The sequence below is a fragment of the Spiroplasma endosymbiont of Halictus nicosiae genome (assembly GCF_978018445.1).
This window is the reverse complement of record NZ_OZ389573.1, coordinates 2,263,010-2,279,256: the sequence shown is the minus strand read 5'-3', so window position 1 is coordinate 2,279,256 and position 16,247 is coordinate 2,263,010. Positions and strand designations below refer to the sequence as shown.

Sequence of the window (16,247 nt, the reverse complement as noted above, 5' to 3'; positions counted from 1 at the left end):
CGCCAAAATTTATGGTGCGAGCTGATTACAGCCAAAAAAATTAATTTGACCAGGTAAATTTCCTAATCAGGTAAGATTAGGTATTTATTCAAATCAATTGTATGAAGAGTTTATTTTTAAAAATAATAAAAAAATTATTACTTGTCATATTTTAGGTTCTGAATTAAAAGAACTTATTCAAAAACAAGCAAGAGGTAATCAGTCGGCATATTCACGGCAAATAAATGACCTAGAAAAAGAGTCTAATATGTAAGATTTATTAAATAAAATTAAAATGAAAGTTAAAACTATTCAAGCTACTTTAATACAACTTAATGAATATCAAATTCATCATGAGTAAATTAATATTATTCGTAAAGAAATGCATTTTTATAATTATATTTTAGAAAAAATAGAGCAACAAAAAGAAAGTAATATTGCAAAAATAGTAACGTCATGAGAAAAGAAAAAATAATATTTAATTATATAATTGTTATTGATCCTGCTGGAATTGGTAAAACTGGCGTTATAGTTTATGATGTTAAACAAAAATATATTTATCAACATATTACTATTGAATCAAAGTTAGATGAAAACGCAGTTGAAAATATTTATAATTGAATTAATAAAATTTTAGAATTAAAAAATGTATTAGTTATAATTGAAAATTTCCAAATTCGGCCAATTTTAAAATTAAAAATGTTTTATCAACTCCGCTATGTATTGGCGGTTTAAAAGCTCTTTTAAAATATAAATTTAATTGACCTATTATTCTACAAGAACCAAATGTTACAGGTACAATAAAATTAAATTATAAAGGAAATATAAAAATATCAGAACATGAATTAGATGCTTGAAAACATTTACAATATTTTCTAAAAAAGGAGTCAAATAAAAATGCCAAGAGTTCAAAGCAATTTAGTTAATAAAAAAAATAAACCAGTGACTAAAAAGAAAACAACTATTACAAAAAATGCTGTTAGCTCTACGATTAAAAAGAATGTGACAAAAAAAGAAATTGTAGAGAAAAAACGAGAATGAATAAATAAAATAATAATTGATATTAAAATTCATTCTGATCCTATAAAAACTATGATTGTAGCCAAAACAGCTGGTGGTGTAGAAATTGATGCGGGTTCTGCAGGATGTAGTTGATCCGGAATGAATTATACTACTTTATCAATATATGAACCGAATTTATTATCAACTTTTTTAAAATTAAGAAAAGACGACGAAATTAGAGTAACTGGTAGTATTTGAAATACTTTAAATAAGGTAACAAAAAAATATTTTTATTGTATTAGAGTTGAAAAATTTGAAATTATTAAAAAAGTACCGAGAACTCGCTCCAAATACAACTATTCAAGGGCAAAAAGCAGATGATACAAATGCATTACAAATCCACGATGAAATTATGGATAAAATATATGAAAATGGTTTTACCCCATCAGAAAAAGTTGTATTGGGTTCGGCTGATTTTATTCGTGGAATTCGTAATAAATTACAGTTACAACTTGGAGCAAACGACCAAATAAATAGCGTAATTGCAACAAGTGGAGCAATGAAAACTGCAGAAGGAACAACATATTATATGGTTTCTAAAAAATTACCAATTATTAATAAAGATGGTTCAGAAGGAACAATTGAATTATTACCAAATGGAGTTAATGCAATTGACTTTAAATTTAGCAAAAAATATGACCCGCTTATTTTACAAGCAGACTCAACAAAAGCAACACCAGAACAGTTAAAACCACAATTTAAAAATGTTGTTTTAAAAGCAGAAAAAACAGTAGATAGTTCTTTAACTGAAAGTGATTTTGATTACTTTATTGAAAGTAAAGGTGAAAACTGACCAATTAATATTACAAATGATAAAACTGTTGAAGTTCAAATTCAAGGTAAAAACAACGCTACTGGACAAACAAAACCAATTGATATTAAAATTAAAAATTTTTAATAGTACTAAAAATAGTACTATTTTGTTTGATAGATATGCCAATTGGAACATAAAAAACAGCCCTTATTTATGCTGTTAAAAAAATTCCAACTAGATTGTCAATCCAACAACAAGAAAAAAGTTTTGGTTTACAATTATTAGAATTTTTAGGAATTCAAGTTTTAGCCCTTGGTTTATCAGTTTTAACTGGTGGTTTGGCATCTGCTATTGGATTGGATTGGGGGCAGGATTATCTAATTTTGCTGCAACATTTATCTCATTTGGCGTAGAAACAGCAACTGATTTTGCTGTAAATCAAATATACGATAAATTAACCTCAGAAATTACAGCAGAGCCCAAAATATAATTAATTCTTACTTAAACTATCCATTTTCAAAACTAAAATTTGAAACATTTAAAGACCCATTATTAAAGAAAATTTGTATTAATATTGTGTTTATTACGATTGAACATTGAACATTTAACCGTATTCCAATTGAGTTTTTTACTTCAGCAAATATGAGTGTTGGTGATATTAATTATTCTTCACAAAATGACCCTATGGCAACATGACAAGGTCTATTGCCTACCTATGCAAAATAATTGGCTAATTTAACAACTTTAAAAAAATGTTTCGTACTTTTCAAGAAGAAGGTATTGATTAAACAATGATAGATTTAGAAGCATACTATACTCAATTAGAAGTTGATGCTTTAATAGAGAAAGAAAAAACTAAGATTGACAATAAAACTATTGTTAAAAATAACAATAATAAAATAAATGTTCCCTTTGATAATGATACTATTTTTTATGATAAAACTAATAAAGTTTGAAAATCTAATAATTATATGAGAACAAGACAAATTAAAATTAAATTAATGCCTACTCAAACAAAAAAACAGGTGAATTAGAAATTTGAGACTCTTCATTTAAAAATAATGATATAACTGCTAACTTTGAAATTATTAAAAAAGCACAACATCAGAATTAAAAATAACTGATGACACATTACCAACTACAAAATATATTAATGAACATTATCAAATTAAAAGTAGTGATTGAGAAATTATAGATATTACTGATTGAACTCCTAATGTTAGTGAATATCAAATAAAAGATGGCTGTATGTATTATTTAAGGGTTTTAATTAATATTTTAGAAATTGTGGAATAAAAATACCACTTATTTATCTAAATTATATTACTTTTAATTTTATTGTCAATAATATTTTAACATTTTTTAAATTTTTCCACGACAAAAATACATGTTTATTAAAGTTATTTAATTTATTAGATAAAATTAATAAAAATATAAGTTTGGTTGTAAATTATTATTTACAAAATTATTAACTGAATAATTAATTCTATTTTCTTACCATAAATTCAATATTGTCATTAATATCATAATAACTTGTAATTAATGTAAGTAATTTACTAACAAAATTAATTAATTTACTATTTTTTTTAATATATTCTGGAATATTATCTAGTTCTATAACTCCTAATTTATTTGCAATTACAGGTCTTTTTTTAGTTGATTTTGTTTTATCAAAACCAGTATGAACAGTTGAAAATATACTATGTTTTTTTTTTTTTTTTTCTTTCCCCTTTTTATTTTCATTTCACATTAACAGAACTATCTATTCTTTGTCATTTTTTAATTCCTAAAAGTTTATCCAAAGGAAAAATATATTCTTCTTTACCTGTTTCTTGATTAATTTTATAATATTTTCTTCTTTTAAAAGTTATTTTCCCATTTAAAATAGTTAATTTTCTTGGTTTTATTTCTTTTACTTTATAATTTTTAAATTCTTTTAAAGTTTCATCAATTTTATAATTTTTAAAAATTCATTCATCACAATCTTCTAAACTTTGTTGAATAATTTCAATACTTTGTATATTTAATAAATTAATAAAATTCTTTTAAAAATTGTTATCAACATTTATCATTTTTATACCCTCTTTTCTATAGTTTAGGACTTTAGCACAAAAATAATGAAAATGCAAAAAAAGATATTATTTTTTACTTATTGTGTCATAATTAAAGTGTTAATTATTAGCAAATTAATTTAACTGGAAAAAGTAAAATAATTTACTTTTTTTATTTTGATGTAAAATATAGGTAACAAAAAAAGAACCAAGTTGGTTCTTTTGTTATATTTTCAGGATTAATTACTCTTTTATTTAATGATATTGTTGGTTTACTATTAGCAACAAATATACCCTAAATTCCATGAGTAAATAAAGGTGTTAATAATATAGCAATTCCATTACCTCAATATTGACCATAATTATATCAATTAATTTCATCTTTAATGCCATTAATCATCCCATATTCTAACCAACCATTAATTAATAAAAATAATATTGTATAAAAACCAACAACTCAACTACGAATTTTATATTTTCTTTCTCATTCTCTAATATCTTTATGAGTTCAATTATAAGACGGAATAGCGTCTTTTTTAAATCAATTTCAAGGTAAGGCACCCTTTAATCAAGTTTTTTTATCTTGTTTCATAATTATTTACCTCATTTAATTTTTTATTCATTTTTATTTAATTTTAATCATTTTTTATTGAATAGTTTTTTAATATCATTTCTTTTATTTAAAATAATTCTTCATATTGGATGTTTTTCAAGTAAATTTAATTCATTAATAGTTGTTGCACTATTTATTTTTCTTATCAATATATCATAAGAATCCGATGTTTCTTTTGGTAAATGAATATCCATATCACGATTATAAATAGAATGTGGTTCATCTGACATTAATTCGCTATTATTTATTAATTTTCTTTTAATTGTTAAATCTTTAATAACAATATTATTTGTTTCATTTTTAATTGATCCATCTTGCTTGATTGTTATGCTTTCATAAGAATTAGCTGTTAAAAATGAAAAAATTGATTTTTGTGATATTGTTTCAAAATAATGTGTTACAAATTTATTAGCAGATGAATAATCTGTTATTGAAATTGATATTTTATAGTAATATTTTGTTAAATCATAATCTGGAATTTTAAATGTTAATTTTTCGTTTGCTTCTGGATAATTAATTCTCAATCATTGCCACTACTAATAGATATATCACCACTACCTAATAATGAATTACCATTAATAGTTTTAATATTTGTTCCACTTATTAATTTATCTTGTTTATTTCCTAAAAATTATCAACTGCATTTTTATTATAATAATTACTTTTTAAATCTTGTGATGTTTTTACAATATATTTACCATCAACTTTTTTAATATAATCTTTATTTAAATCACTATCTTTAATAACATCTGATGGAATTTCACCACTTTGTTTTGCTTTTCAAACATTATTTTCATAATAAATAGTATCATTATCAAACGGAACAATAATTTTAATATATTCGTTATAATCAATTTTAGAAAAATAATTAACAGTTGGATAAAAAATATTTATTGAATTATCTGTTTGTAATCGTTCTTTTAATCAAAATAATAATGTTGGATAAAAAGTTTTTTTACTAATATGCTTATATTCTTCTTCTCATGTATGAGCATAATTATCTAAACTATAATTATATGGTCTAGATACTGTTTTACTAGATATAATATCAATTATTTCACCGGCTAATTTTAAAGCATTTTTAACATCTCTGGTAATATTTTCATTTGCTTAAGGGTCATTAGTTTGTGAATAAGCAACTCCACCTTGTGAAAATGAAGCACTACCAGTTAAATCATTAACTCTTTTTGGTAAATATCAATTTATAACTGCTAATAAACAAGCAGATTGAATATAACTTAATCATTTATCATATTCAATTAAACCAGTATTATCTTTTTTTACTCATGGAAATAAATCTTTTTTATTAATTTTATCGGAAATTGTCCCACCTGATAATCTATCCATTCATAAACTAGTTTTTAAAATAGCATTATAAATTAAATTATCATTATAAGCATATTGTTTTCTATCATTAATAGGTTGTCAAAGTTTACTTTCTTTAACATCTTCAACTGTTATAAAAAACAAATTACTTAAATTATTTTCCATATAAAACACCTCTTAATTGATTACGATATTTATTTTTTAAATTACTTGGCTTATAACTATTAACTCTTATTTTTGTTTTCTTAATTGTTTTAATAGTTTGATTAGTTTTGTAAAACATATTTTTAACTGGTCTTTTATATAAATTCTTAATATTTTTAACATTACTTCGGCGTTCACGATACCATTTTTTATTATTAATTTCACCAGCAAAATTAAAATTAAAATGTCCAATCTTTAAATTATTAATAAACTTTTTAATTTGATTTAATTTTTGAACTGTTGGTAATGTTAATTTAGTAGTTCCTTTGGGATATTTTTCTTTTAATGCTTGTGGTAATCGTTTTTTAATATAATTTCTTAAATGACTAGGTAATCATTTTCTTAATCAATAACGCCAAAATAAAGTTCCTGCATTAGATACAGCATTACTTGATAATTTTCAAATTTTAACTGGAACACTAGAATAAACATATGGACCATAAAATTTCCGATGTTTTGCTGTTTTTGTATATATTAAAATAGTTAAATTACCTGTTAAAGTTAACTTATTTGTAATATTAAACATACCACTATCAAGTCAACTACTATTTAAAGGTTGTCAATTAGTATTTAAATAATTTTCATTTTTAAATTGTTCTTTATTTTTAATATTATTATCTTTTTCTAATTGACTTAATATTTGTTGTATTTCTTTTTTATGACCTTTTTTAATTAAATCTAAATAAGTAAATGGATTTAATCACTGATAAATATCTTCAACTTTATTTGTAATTTTATTATATTTATCACTAATATAATTAATTGGCTTTAATATTTTATTTTTAACTTGATTAACTCTATTAATTAAATTTACAAATTTACTTATTAAAGGTTTATTTTCTAAATTAGATACTAATAAAGTTAAAACGCGTAATATTAGTAAATTCATTTTATATTAACCTTGATTATTGAATAGTATCCATATTAATTGGATATGCTCATACTTGTTTATTAATAATTAAACCATTTACATTAGTAAAATTATAACCTTTATCACGATTAACTTGTCCTTTTGTATATGTTTTTTCTAAATAAAAGCTTTTTGATACTGGAATACCCCCATTGCTGTATTTTCATATAATTGACCATTAACCATTGCTTTTAGTTGGGCTTGTGAACCAATTACTTTTAAATAAGCAGGTGTTAATCCTAAATAGGCTCTTCGCCCTAAGACCAAAAACATTTTATCGGTAGGCAAACCAAAATATAAATTACTAATTTGATTTGTTAATTCAATCAAAGTTTCATTTAATCTAAAGAATGCTCTGTTTGCATCATCAGCATTATCTGCTGTATAACTACGAAATAGAATTACCTCATATTGACCATCTGCTAAACAATAATCATAAATAGCCTGAATTAATTCACATTCTAAATTAACAAATTTATTCTGTACAACACTAGAAATAGCATCAGCAATAACACCATTTTTAATATTTTGTTCTATTAATGCTAAATCAAAAGCCTCATTCATTAATTTTAAATTAAATCTTTTATCAATAGGAACTGGAATTCTTCTTAATCCCATTGTTTGAGTTGTCCCACCATTTGCTAATGAATAATCATCTTGTCATACGACACGATGAGTCAAATTATATAGTGCTTGTCCTGCATTAGGTAATCAAGCAACTTGTTCAGCGGTTGCTGTTGCATATTGCATAATACTTGCATATTCATTATATAAAGGTCCACACAATAAAGCATTAACCATATCAACATATGCTTTTTGATCTGTTGTATTACCTTGTAATATAAAAGGTACTTGTGGCAAATTAATTGTTGCCATAATATTTCACCCCCTTATTATCTAAGGTTTTTAAGTGTATAATCAGTTATTTTTTTAATTTTATTAGGAGTATATGCTCCTTTTTCTTTAATAGTTTCAATTTCATCATTTTTATTTTCAACCGATTTTTCAATCATATCTTTAATAAAATTAGTTGGTGAAACTGATGGTTGCTCTTCAACAAACAAATCAGGTTTTAATTCTTTTAAAGTTTGAATTTTTTCAGATAAAGAACTACCACTAACTTTTTCTAAATTAGTTTTAATATCTTCAATTTTAGTAGATGGACCATCTTTAAATTCTTTTAATTCATCTAATTCATTAGCAACTTTAAAATAATCTTCTTTTGAAATAGTATCTTTTCGTTTTTGTATTCCCTCAATAATTTGTTTTGTTTCATTATGAAATTCATTTAAAATATTATCTGCTATTTTTTCACTTAAACCTTGTTCTTTTGTAAGTGCCATTTTATAAACCTCTCTTTTTTTATTTTTGTTCGAATAACAAGTCAGCATAAGTCTTTTTAAGGCGGAAATCATAAACCGTAAATTACTTTTTTGTTAAAGAGATAAATCATTATAAATATTTTACACTAATAGTTCACAAATGCAACACTTTATATTTTATATATTTATATATAAATAATATTATTATTTATTATATATATATTATTTCTAAACTTAATATCTTTGGTTGCTAATTTAGACCTTAAAACGCGTGATAATGGTTATTTAACAAGAAAAAATTATTAAAATAATTTCTAATTTTGCTTGTATATATATATATATATATATATAATTCAGGTAGAACTTGATAAAAAGCTTCAAGATTAAGAAAAGGAGAAAAACAAGTATGAAAAAATTACTTAGTTTATTAAGTGTATTAACAATTAGTGGAACTGCTGTACCAACAACAATTGCCGCTAGTCCTTATCAAAAAGAAGAAACTAAATTAGAAAATAATGAAATTAGTTATTTACAAACAAATAATTTAAAAAATTTAAATAGAGTTAAAAGACAAGAAATAACATATCCAATATTAGAAGATGTGTTAATTGATTTAAGAAAAACTAGCATGAAAAAACCAATGGAATTTCAAATAACTAATTCATGATGTGTTATTGCAGTTTTAAAAAATATATTTGATAATAATATGTTTAATAATAAAGATCTTAAAGAAATGAAACAAGAAGAAATTGCAAGTTTTTTTCCAGAAAATGCAAATAAGGGTGTTAAAATATCAGAAATAATTAAACTATTAAACTCAAACTCGATAATTAAAGAAAATTTGGGATTTAATTTAAAGAATATTAATTTAAATCGATTATTTTGAAATAGATTAAATGAAATAGAAAAAGCAATGTGGATAAGACATTTAATATGAGAATCTCTTTCTAGACAAGCTCCTGTTATGTTTGCTGGTTTATTTGATGAAAAATATGATGGTGAAAGTGATAACCACCATATACACGCTGCATTAATTGTTGGAATCAAACCAAAAAAAGAAAATATACTTGAAGATATTTATTATGTTAGAGATCCTTGAAAAGACAGTGAAGATGAATTTATTCTAGATGATCAAACTACAGAAGTTTCAATGACAGGGGAACAAATTTTTAATATTTTATTTAATCAAACAAAAAACGGTAGAGTATTAGGTAAAGTATTAATACACGAAGATGTTTTTCAATTATTTTGTGAAAAAGCTATTAGTATTTTTTCATCAATTTGAGAAATGGCAGAACCAGAATTAATAGCAGCTATAGTATAGTGGAATTAAAATATGAAAAAAATATTAAGTATCATAGGAGCAATCACTTTAATTGGGACAAGTACAACCAGTTTAGTTGCTTGTAATACAAATATAGCACTACAATACACCGAAGAACAATTAAAAGAACTAAAAGAAAAGAATAAAATAAATACAAAAGATGGTATTTTAGAATGAATAGCAACACAAGAAAAACCATTTAATGAAGTGGATAATAAATGATATTATGTAGTATGAAAAGGTGAAAATAAATATCATTTAAACAAATTTAAAAATATTATGCATAAAGATGAACTAATAATTAATGACGGTACTAACCACTTTTATTTAAGATTAGACGTTGATTTGAATTTGTTATATATATATGAAACTTATCAAGGAAAAGAAACTAAGTTTCATTATTGAAAAAATAAAAATGATGATTATTTTAAATCAGTTTATTGTTGAAATTTAGATACTAAGGAACCTAATTTAATTATTGATGATAAAGGCAATATAATAAAAGTTAATGTATAAAAAAGAGATAATTAAATCTCTTTTTTATTTTGCCTTGGTTTAATTGTTATTTTAACAGGGTTATTGCTATTATTTCTAATTCCCAAAACATTTGGATTATTTATATTAAATTTTATACTTCCATCTGAAATAGGTGTTTTATATTCAGTTGTACCTCAATATCAAATATCTCCATATCCCTCAACCCCCAATAATTTAGGAATCATACTTTTTGATATTTTAATTTTTAATTTCATATTATTAGTATAATATACTTGAAGTTTAGTTTCTTTAATTTTCTCGTTATCATTATTATATAATTTTGTTATTTGCAAGAATAAATAAATAAACGATTCACCTAACTTAGTTTTATATTTAGTTCTATATTCTTTATTTATTAATCCATTAGTATAACCAGTAGCAACTGTTTGAATATCATTTATTATTATATTATCAGTATATAAAATAATTGTATTTTCAAAATTAACTTTATCAATTTGTTCCATTCCTTGTGTTTCTATTTTTACACCATCCAAATTACCTAAATAATCTAAACATCCTGTTCTACCAACTAAAATTTCAACATTTCTATTAGGAATAAAATTTTCTATATTTGGTGGTTCACATTCAACTTGTAAATTACTTAGATTACTTATTTCAATTGTTTTATAAGAACTAATAAATTTATCAATACTTTGAATTGTTGGGTCAATTTTTTTTAAGTCAAGTTCTATTTCAGAATATCCAAAATATTCTGTATTTTCATCAAAAAAATTATTATGTGCAATATTATACGGTGGTGTTGTTTTTTTACATTGTCCTGATTGAATTGCATTAAATAATAAGTTTCATATCATCAATTTAATTTTTCTAAAATGTCTTTACGATGAGACTTAAATAAAATATCTTTACCATTTACTAATCGTATTTGATGGCGAGCAATAATATTGGCTAAATTAATTGTTCAATCATAATTATAAAATTTTAAAACACTATTAATATCATTTAAGTTTGGCAAACTAGGGAAAGTATTATTCATTGTTATTTTGCTCCTTTAAATTTAAGATAAGTGCATAATTAATTATATTTACTGTTAATAAATTTGGTTCATTTGATAAAACTTGTACACATACTTTAACTTTTTGATATTTCTTAATATATTCGTTATATAAATTTAAATTACATATTGCGATATTATCTTTTTTTAATTCTTGACAAAGTCTTTTTTTAACTTGTCCACAAACAGACATATAAGGTCTTTTTGCATTTATTATACGCTCATCATGTATTACATAAATATCTTTTTTCATTAAGTTAATTACTCCCTTTGTTGTCATAATTTATAATCTGCTGAACTATTATGTTTAACCATTGGTACTAATTCAAAGTATAAAGCATAAAAATCACTATCAAATGTATCATCGTATAAGTCCAACATTCGTTCTTCTCTGGCATCTGGTTTATCTTCTCATTGAATTAATTCATATTGAGTTTTACTTACAGGACATTTTTCTCATAATCATTTTAATTGATTAGTATTTATTAATATTATGAATGCTTCAATACGATGCTTTATTTTAAATTTCTGCTTTTGTGCTGGTTTTAAATGCATATATTGACCAAAAGAATAATTATATTTTTCTCGGTTTAAACTTTCTAATGTTGCATAAGTACTATCATCAACATTGATTGATATACCTTGCTGTATTAAATTAAAATATTGATTTAATTGATTGTTGTAAAACTCTAAAATATCTTTTACTTGTTCTAATGGTCCTTTAAATTGTTGTGTAGCATTTGAGTGTGTATATTCTGCTACTTTATATGCTTTTTTATCAAATGAATTATATATTCAAAAACTCGCTGCTGTTGTATGTCTCTTAGGACTAGTAGAGTTTGCTAAATCAACACCACCTAATAATTTAGTTGGTTGAATAATATCTGTTGCTTGCATAATATCAATATATCTTGCAAATATTGCCCCACTAGTATTGCCTGGTAAACCTCAACTCCATACTCTTGCTCTTTCAATATCTAACTGTTCTAATCTTAATTGTTCATTAACTTTATCTTGTGGTAATTCATAATTTAATCTTCAACTAGAATAATGAATAATAATTTTCATATTTCATATTTTAATATACTTAATTTGCTCATATTTACTACGCATTATTTCTTCATCAAAAGGCATTAATTCATTACAATAACCAACAATATATCTTTTTAAACTTTCAGGATTACATATATTAATTGTTATTTTATTTTGATAACCACGAATAGCAAATTCTAAATCACTTAAATCTTTTTGTTGAAATTGATCACATTCTTCTCTTCAATCAATAACTAATTTATATTTATTCAAATCAGCAAAAGCTTTTAATTTTTCTTTCCGACTTGGTCAATGTAAACCTTTACAATATATTTTGCTACCATTTTATAAAGTAAAAGTAAAATTTGATAAATTAATAGTATAAGGTATATTATTTTGATCTAACATATTTCATATATTTTGAAATACACTATCTTTTAAATCTTTACTCCAATACATACTAGCAATAATACAAATTGGTTCTTTAATTAATAAACTAATTTTTAATAATTCATCAAACATTTTTATATTTGAAATAGTCTTACCACTATATCGTGTCCCAATTTGATTAATTTCATTAACTAACTCATATTTTTTAGCAAATGGATATTTATTACCAATACTACTATTTTGTAATAACCAATAAGGAATTTCTAACAAATAAGTAAAATAATTAAGAATTATTATCACTTTCTTTTTTAATATCTCTAATATCCGTTTGTAAATTAACAATTATTGGTTGTTGATTATTTAAGTTTAATTCTTTTTCAAGTTCTTTTTCTTGTAGTGAATATTTATAATTAAATGCTCGTTGTCAATATAATTTAGCACCATCTGGTGATTTCATCATAAAGTTAATTATTTCACTTTCAATTTTATCAACTTGTTTTTCAAACAAAGGAACTATCTTTTCGCTCGCATAAATATCATATCTTCACTTGCGAGAAAGGTTGAATTCATTGGATAAATCATTCAAAGTATAAAATTGATGTAATAGCAAATATTAAGAATTTTTATACTTTTAAATAATTAAAATAAGGTAAATTTAAAAATTTATTTCTTTTTGGTCGTCTTATTTAAATAATGTGTTAATATAAATTTAACAAATAAAGAGGGGTTGTTTTATTTAGGAACAATAATTAATACTTAAAAGAAAAAACCCGTATTTAATTTACTCACCCAAAAATTTGACTTATTACTTAAGTTATTATATTATTATTAGTATAGTGTATGACTTTTATGTAGTAGATACTAGCATTAAAAATTAGGAATAATTAAAAATGAAGACTTGAATAAATATATTGTTATCAATTTTAGGCTCAACTGTTTTTTCATCAAAGGCAATAAATTTAACCAAAAATTATTTAAATAATATTTCTAATAGTCAATATAATATCGACCCAACATATCCAACTTTTAAAGATAAACAAACTTGGTCCAATTCACAACCAGTTTGTTGAGATGGAGGAACCTGTGATCCGCATTCTAAGTCCAGAACAATTTCATTTAATTGAAAACAATATGCTGATAATTGAAATACATTTGAAAAAAATTATTCTAGTTTTACGATTGAAATACAAGGATTAGCTAATTCAAGATATAATTCGGGTACTTTAAACGATAGAACATTTAATACATCAGCAATTTCATCAAATAAAATGGATAATGGTATTGGTAGTCATAATTATAATAAGTTTTTGTCAAATGCCAAGGCTCATTATTCAAATTTTGGTAGTAACTCAGCTTATGCTGGTTATTATTTGTCACATGATTCAACCAATATATATGTTTTTTTATCTTTAGTTGCACAAACACAAAAGGGAGGTATTGGTGAAACACGGGGGCTGAAGCCTCAATTAATTATAAAGGAATTACGTTCCATTCATCATTTTCTTTATAAAGTGTTAAAAATAATTTAAATAATGCTTTAAATAAAGAAATTAATTTAACATCTGATTATTCAGGTAGTTTGGAAGATAAAAATAATATAAATGATCCAACTGGAAAAGGAAAAGATTTAACAACATTATTAACTACAACTATAAAAAATGTATTAGGAAATGAATATTCAAAATGAGAACGATATATTCAACCATTTTCATTTAATAATAGTACACGTAAAGCAACAACTGTTTTTAAATTTAAAAATTCTAATACTGGCAATCAAGAAATATGAACTTTTGAAACACCGATTAATATAAAATTATCAGAAAATTATTGAGGTAAGTCACTAAGTGCTAGATTAAATTTTTTTCCGGGACAAATTGTTAATCCAAATGATTCTACTCAAGGGATGGTTTCTGATAAACCAATCCAATTAGAACCTTATAAAGTAAGTGATACTTATGGTGGGACATTAGAATTTCATACAACTGTGCATTTACAATTTGATGGATTTAATGACTCATCTGAATGAATGATAGTAAATGGTCAACCTGTTGAAGTTATTAATAACAAATTTGTGTGTTACGGAAGGCAAAGATGGCACAAATATTTATGATATTGTTGTTAGTCATGATGATGGAAAAAATAAATCAAAATATCAAATAAAATATAAAATTTCTAATTTAGTACCAACTTTATTATCTAAATGATATGCGTGAGATCCAGCTAAAAATTCTAATAAAAATGATTTGATTGTACCATTAATTGATGGTAAACCTAATCCAAAGTATTATCCCGAAGTTAATCCAGAAACTGGTACAAAAACCCAAATATTATGAGTAAAGAAAAAATCTCAATATCCTTTTCCATTAGATCCTTTAAATAAATATGGTGAAGTTATTGACCCTAAAAGAAATCCACAAGATTATGATTTAGGTTTTTTAGCAGAAGACTCAGTTGTTGGAATGGGAGTTCAGCAATTATTTAATCCAGCAGAAGTTAATGAGGTTTGGCGAGAAGGAGTTAACAGTAATTTAGATAGTCCTGCTAATCCAACAGAAGGTGAGCGATTAACTAAAATAGAACCGGATTCAGTTAATAGGTATTGGTCTTGAGAAGGCTTTTGGCATTATATTACAAGAACTAATGATAGTTTAGCATATGAAAAATATGTATTAATTGGCGCAAAATATAAAGATAAATACCCCCGTTTTTTAGATCTTTTAGGTAATAATAACATTGCAGTTGATTTTTGAACAACTATTCATGGCATTCATCTAAAAATTATTTAGTTGATTATAAAAAACTTGATGTAACTAAAATTAAAAAATTAAATTTTGAACAAGTTTCTAGTTATTGAAAAGAATATACTTCGGATATAATTGCACAGCGTATTCCTCCAGATCCAAATCCGTCTAATTTTATTGATATTTCTGGTAATTTTCCAGCAATTAAAATGAATGAAATTGATACGAATAAAATTCGTTCCTTAGTTTTAGCTTATGCTCAAAATTATATTAACCAAAAAGCAAGTGGGGCAAAATTAGGTATTGATTATTATGTCGTAACAAAAGAGGGTATTGATATTAGTAGTAATGTTGATGCTTTAAAACCATTGTTAGATAATGCGACGAAACCAAAATATCTTAATATTATAATTAAAACAAAACAATTTTCCTCTATATTAATTGATGAAGCTAATGGAAGTATTAAGAATTCACGAAATTATGATCCAGAAAAAGTAAAAGACTTATCAAAAATTAAATTTAATGATCAAAAATTTATCTTTGGTGATTTTTCAATTGAAGAAATAAAAAATTGAATTATAAAATATATTAATTTAGGATTAAAAAAATCTGATTATTTAGAAAATTCTAAAAAAATAACTATTATAGTATATGCTAATGATGCAAGTGATTTAGCTGAAGGAAAAACCGAATTTGTTCTTGAAAATTATATTGATGGTAATAAACCTAATCCTGATCCAACGGATCCGACTAACCCTGTTGATCCAATTGACCCAAACCCTAATCCAATTTATCCGATAAATCCAGAAATGCCAACGTCAGGAGATAAAAAATATTTAGGATGATTGTTACCAGTTATTATTATTTCAATTATTATTCCAATAATTGGAATAGTTTGATTTTATTTTCGTTTGTAAATTGTACTATGAAGTCTAGTACCCTACTTAATTTCATTATAACACCAATAAAATAAATGTTCAATATAAT

At 23.8% G+C, this 16,247-nt stretch carries 22 protein-coding genes and 1 pseudogene; 10 read left to right on the top strand and 13 right to left on the bottom strand.

The features are described 5' to 3' along the window. The first annotated feature begins 97 nt into the window (after nt 1–97). From ACZ91P_RS15405 to ACZ91P_RS15375, 7 genes are all read left to right on the top strand, one after another. A complete protein-coding gene (locus tag ACZ91P_RS15405) occupies nt 98–253 on the top strand; it encodes a hypothetical protein (protein WP_465157198.1) in 156 nt (51 codons plus the stop codon). Between the two features lie 182 nt (nt 254–435). Then, nucleotides 436–714, top strand: coding sequence for a hypothetical protein (locus ACZ91P_RS15400; protein ID WP_465157197.1), 279 nt, complete (start codon nt 436–438; stop codon nt 712–714). Between the two features lie 162 nt (nt 715–876). Then, nucleotides 877–1,401 (top strand): hypothetical protein, encoded by a 525-nt coding sequence (locus tag ACZ91P_RS15395; protein ID WP_465157196.1) that lies wholly within the window; start codon nt 877–879, stop codon nt 1,399–1,401. Further along, a complete protein-coding gene (locus ACZ91P_RS15390) occupies nt 1,295–1,939 on the top strand; it encodes a hypothetical protein (protein ID WP_465157195.1) in 645 nt (214 codons plus the stop codon). The genes ACZ91P_RS15395 and ACZ91P_RS15390 overlap by 107 nt, the downstream gene beginning before the upstream one ends. Before the next feature lie 95 nt (nt 1,940–2,034). After that, entirely contained in the window at nt 2,035–2,208 is a 174-nt protein-coding gene (locus ACZ91P_RS15385; RefSeq protein ID WP_465157194.1) for a hypothetical protein, read from the top strand. Between the two features lie 163 nt (nt 2,209–2,371). Continuing rightward, nucleotides 2,372–2,521: a hypothetical protein gene (locus ACZ91P_RS15380; RefSeq protein WP_465157193.1), complete on the top strand. Its 150-nt coding sequence runs from the start codon at nt 2,372–2,374 to the stop codon at nt 2,519–2,521. 65 nt (nt 2,522–2,586) lie between these two features. Further along, nucleotides 2,587–2,829: a hypothetical protein gene (locus ACZ91P_RS15375; RefSeq protein WP_465157192.1), complete on the top strand. Its 243-nt coding sequence runs from the start codon at nt 2,587–2,589 to the stop codon at nt 2,827–2,829. 452 nt (nt 2,830–3,281) lie between these two features. Here ACZ91P_RS15375 and ACZ91P_RS15370 read toward each other — a convergent pair whose 3' ends face one another. From ACZ91P_RS15370 to ACZ91P_RS15335, 8 genes are all read right to left on the bottom strand, one after another. Further along, complete coding sequence (locus tag ACZ91P_RS15370; RefSeq protein WP_465157191.1) at nt 3,282–3,545, bottom strand: hypothetical protein; 264 nt, start codon at nt 3,543–3,545, stop codon at nt 3,282–3,284. Then, nucleotides 3,529–3,735 (bottom strand): UPF0236 family transposase-like protein, encoded by a 207-nt coding sequence (locus tag ACZ91P_RS15365; protein ID WP_465159023.1) that lies wholly within the window; start codon nt 3,733–3,735, stop codon nt 3,529–3,531. The genes ACZ91P_RS15370 and ACZ91P_RS15365 overlap by 17 nt, the downstream gene beginning before the upstream one ends. Nucleotides 3,736–4,141: 406 nt before the next feature. Then, a complete protein-coding gene (locus ACZ91P_RS15360) occupies nt 4,142–4,438 on the bottom strand; it encodes a hypothetical protein (RefSeq protein WP_465157190.1) in 297 nt (98 codons plus the stop codon). Nucleotides 4,439–4,461: 23 nt separating this feature from the next. Next, nucleotides 4,462–4,983 (bottom strand): hypothetical protein, encoded by a 522-nt coding sequence (locus ACZ91P_RS15355; protein WP_465157189.1) that lies wholly within the window; start codon nt 4,981–4,983, stop codon nt 4,462–4,464. A gap of 586 nt (nt 4,984–5,569) precedes the next feature. After that, nucleotides 5,570–5,950: a hypothetical protein gene (locus ACZ91P_RS15350; RefSeq protein ID WP_465157188.1), complete on the bottom strand. Its 381-nt coding sequence runs from the start codon at nt 5,948–5,950 to the stop codon at nt 5,570–5,572. After that, nucleotides 5,940–6,878: a hypothetical protein gene (locus ACZ91P_RS15345; RefSeq protein WP_465157187.1), complete on the bottom strand. Its 939-nt coding sequence runs from the start codon at nt 6,876–6,878 to the stop codon at nt 5,940–5,942. Before ACZ91P_RS15345 ends, ACZ91P_RS15350 begins: the two co-directional genes overlap by 11 nt. Nucleotides 6,879–7,016: 138 nt before the next feature. After that, entirely contained in the window at nt 7,017–7,775 is a 759-nt protein-coding gene (locus ACZ91P_RS15340) for a hypothetical protein (protein ID WP_465157186.1), read from the bottom strand. 17 nt (nt 7,776–7,792) lie between these two features. Next, entirely contained in the window at nt 7,793–8,314 is a 522-nt protein-coding gene (locus tag ACZ91P_RS15335) for a hypothetical protein (RefSeq protein WP_465157185.1), read from the bottom strand. 313 nt (nt 8,315–8,627) lie between these two features. Here ACZ91P_RS15335 and ACZ91P_RS15330 point away from each other — a divergent pair, with 313 nt between their 5' ends. Both ACZ91P_RS15330 and ACZ91P_RS15325 read left to right on the top strand, forming a co-directional pair. After that, on the top strand, nt 8,628–9,545 hold the full coding sequence (locus tag ACZ91P_RS15330; RefSeq protein WP_465157184.1) for a hypothetical protein: 918 nt from the start codon (nt 8,628–8,630) through the stop codon (nt 9,543–9,545). 12 nt (nt 9,546–9,557) lie between these two features. Beyond that, on the top strand, nt 9,558–10,061 hold the full coding sequence (locus ACZ91P_RS15325) for a lipoprotein (protein WP_465157183.1): 504 nt from the start codon (nt 9,558–9,560) through the stop codon (nt 10,059–10,061). An 11-nt stretch (nt 10,062–10,072) separates the two neighbouring features. On the opposite strand, the gene ACZ91P_RS15320 is transcribed toward ACZ91P_RS15325, so the two are convergent. The 5 genes from ACZ91P_RS15320 to ACZ91P_RS15300 form a co-directional block, all read right to left on the bottom strand. Beyond that, nucleotides 10,073–10,897 (bottom strand): hypothetical protein, encoded by an 825-nt coding sequence (locus ACZ91P_RS15320; protein WP_465157182.1) that lies wholly within the window; start codon nt 10,895–10,897, stop codon nt 10,073–10,075. A gap of 174 nt (nt 10,898–11,071) precedes the next feature. Further along, a complete protein-coding gene (locus ACZ91P_RS15315; protein WP_465157181.1) occupies nt 11,072–11,377 on the bottom strand; it encodes a hypothetical protein in 306 nt (101 codons plus the stop codon). Next, the gene (locus tag ACZ91P_RS15310) at nt 11,359–12,462 is read right to left on the bottom strand and encodes a PBSX family phage terminase large subunit (protein WP_465159021.1); all 1,104 of its coding nucleotides are present in this window, start codon (nt 12,460–12,462) and stop codon (nt 11,359–11,361) included. Before ACZ91P_RS15310 ends, ACZ91P_RS15315 begins: the two co-directional genes overlap by 19 nt. Nucleotides 12,463–12,474: 12 nt before the next feature. Next, nucleotides 12,475–12,819, bottom strand: coding sequence for a hypothetical protein (locus ACZ91P_RS15305; protein ID WP_465157180.1), 345 nt, complete (start codon nt 12,817–12,819; stop codon nt 12,475–12,477). Continuing rightward, nucleotides 12,803–13,129, bottom strand: a complete 327-nt coding sequence (locus tag ACZ91P_RS15300; RefSeq protein ID WP_465157179.1) for a hypothetical protein — start codon at nt 13,127–13,129, stop codon at nt 12,803–12,805. The genes ACZ91P_RS15305 and ACZ91P_RS15300 overlap by 17 nt, the downstream gene beginning before the upstream one ends. 280 nt (nt 13,130–13,409) lie before the next feature. Here ACZ91P_RS15300 and ACZ91P_RS15295 point away from each other — a divergent pair. Next, nucleotides 13,410–16,177: pseudogene (locus ACZ91P_RS15295) on the top strand (Mbov_0399 family ICE element protein). Nucleotides 16,178–16,247 lie beyond the last annotated feature (70 nt).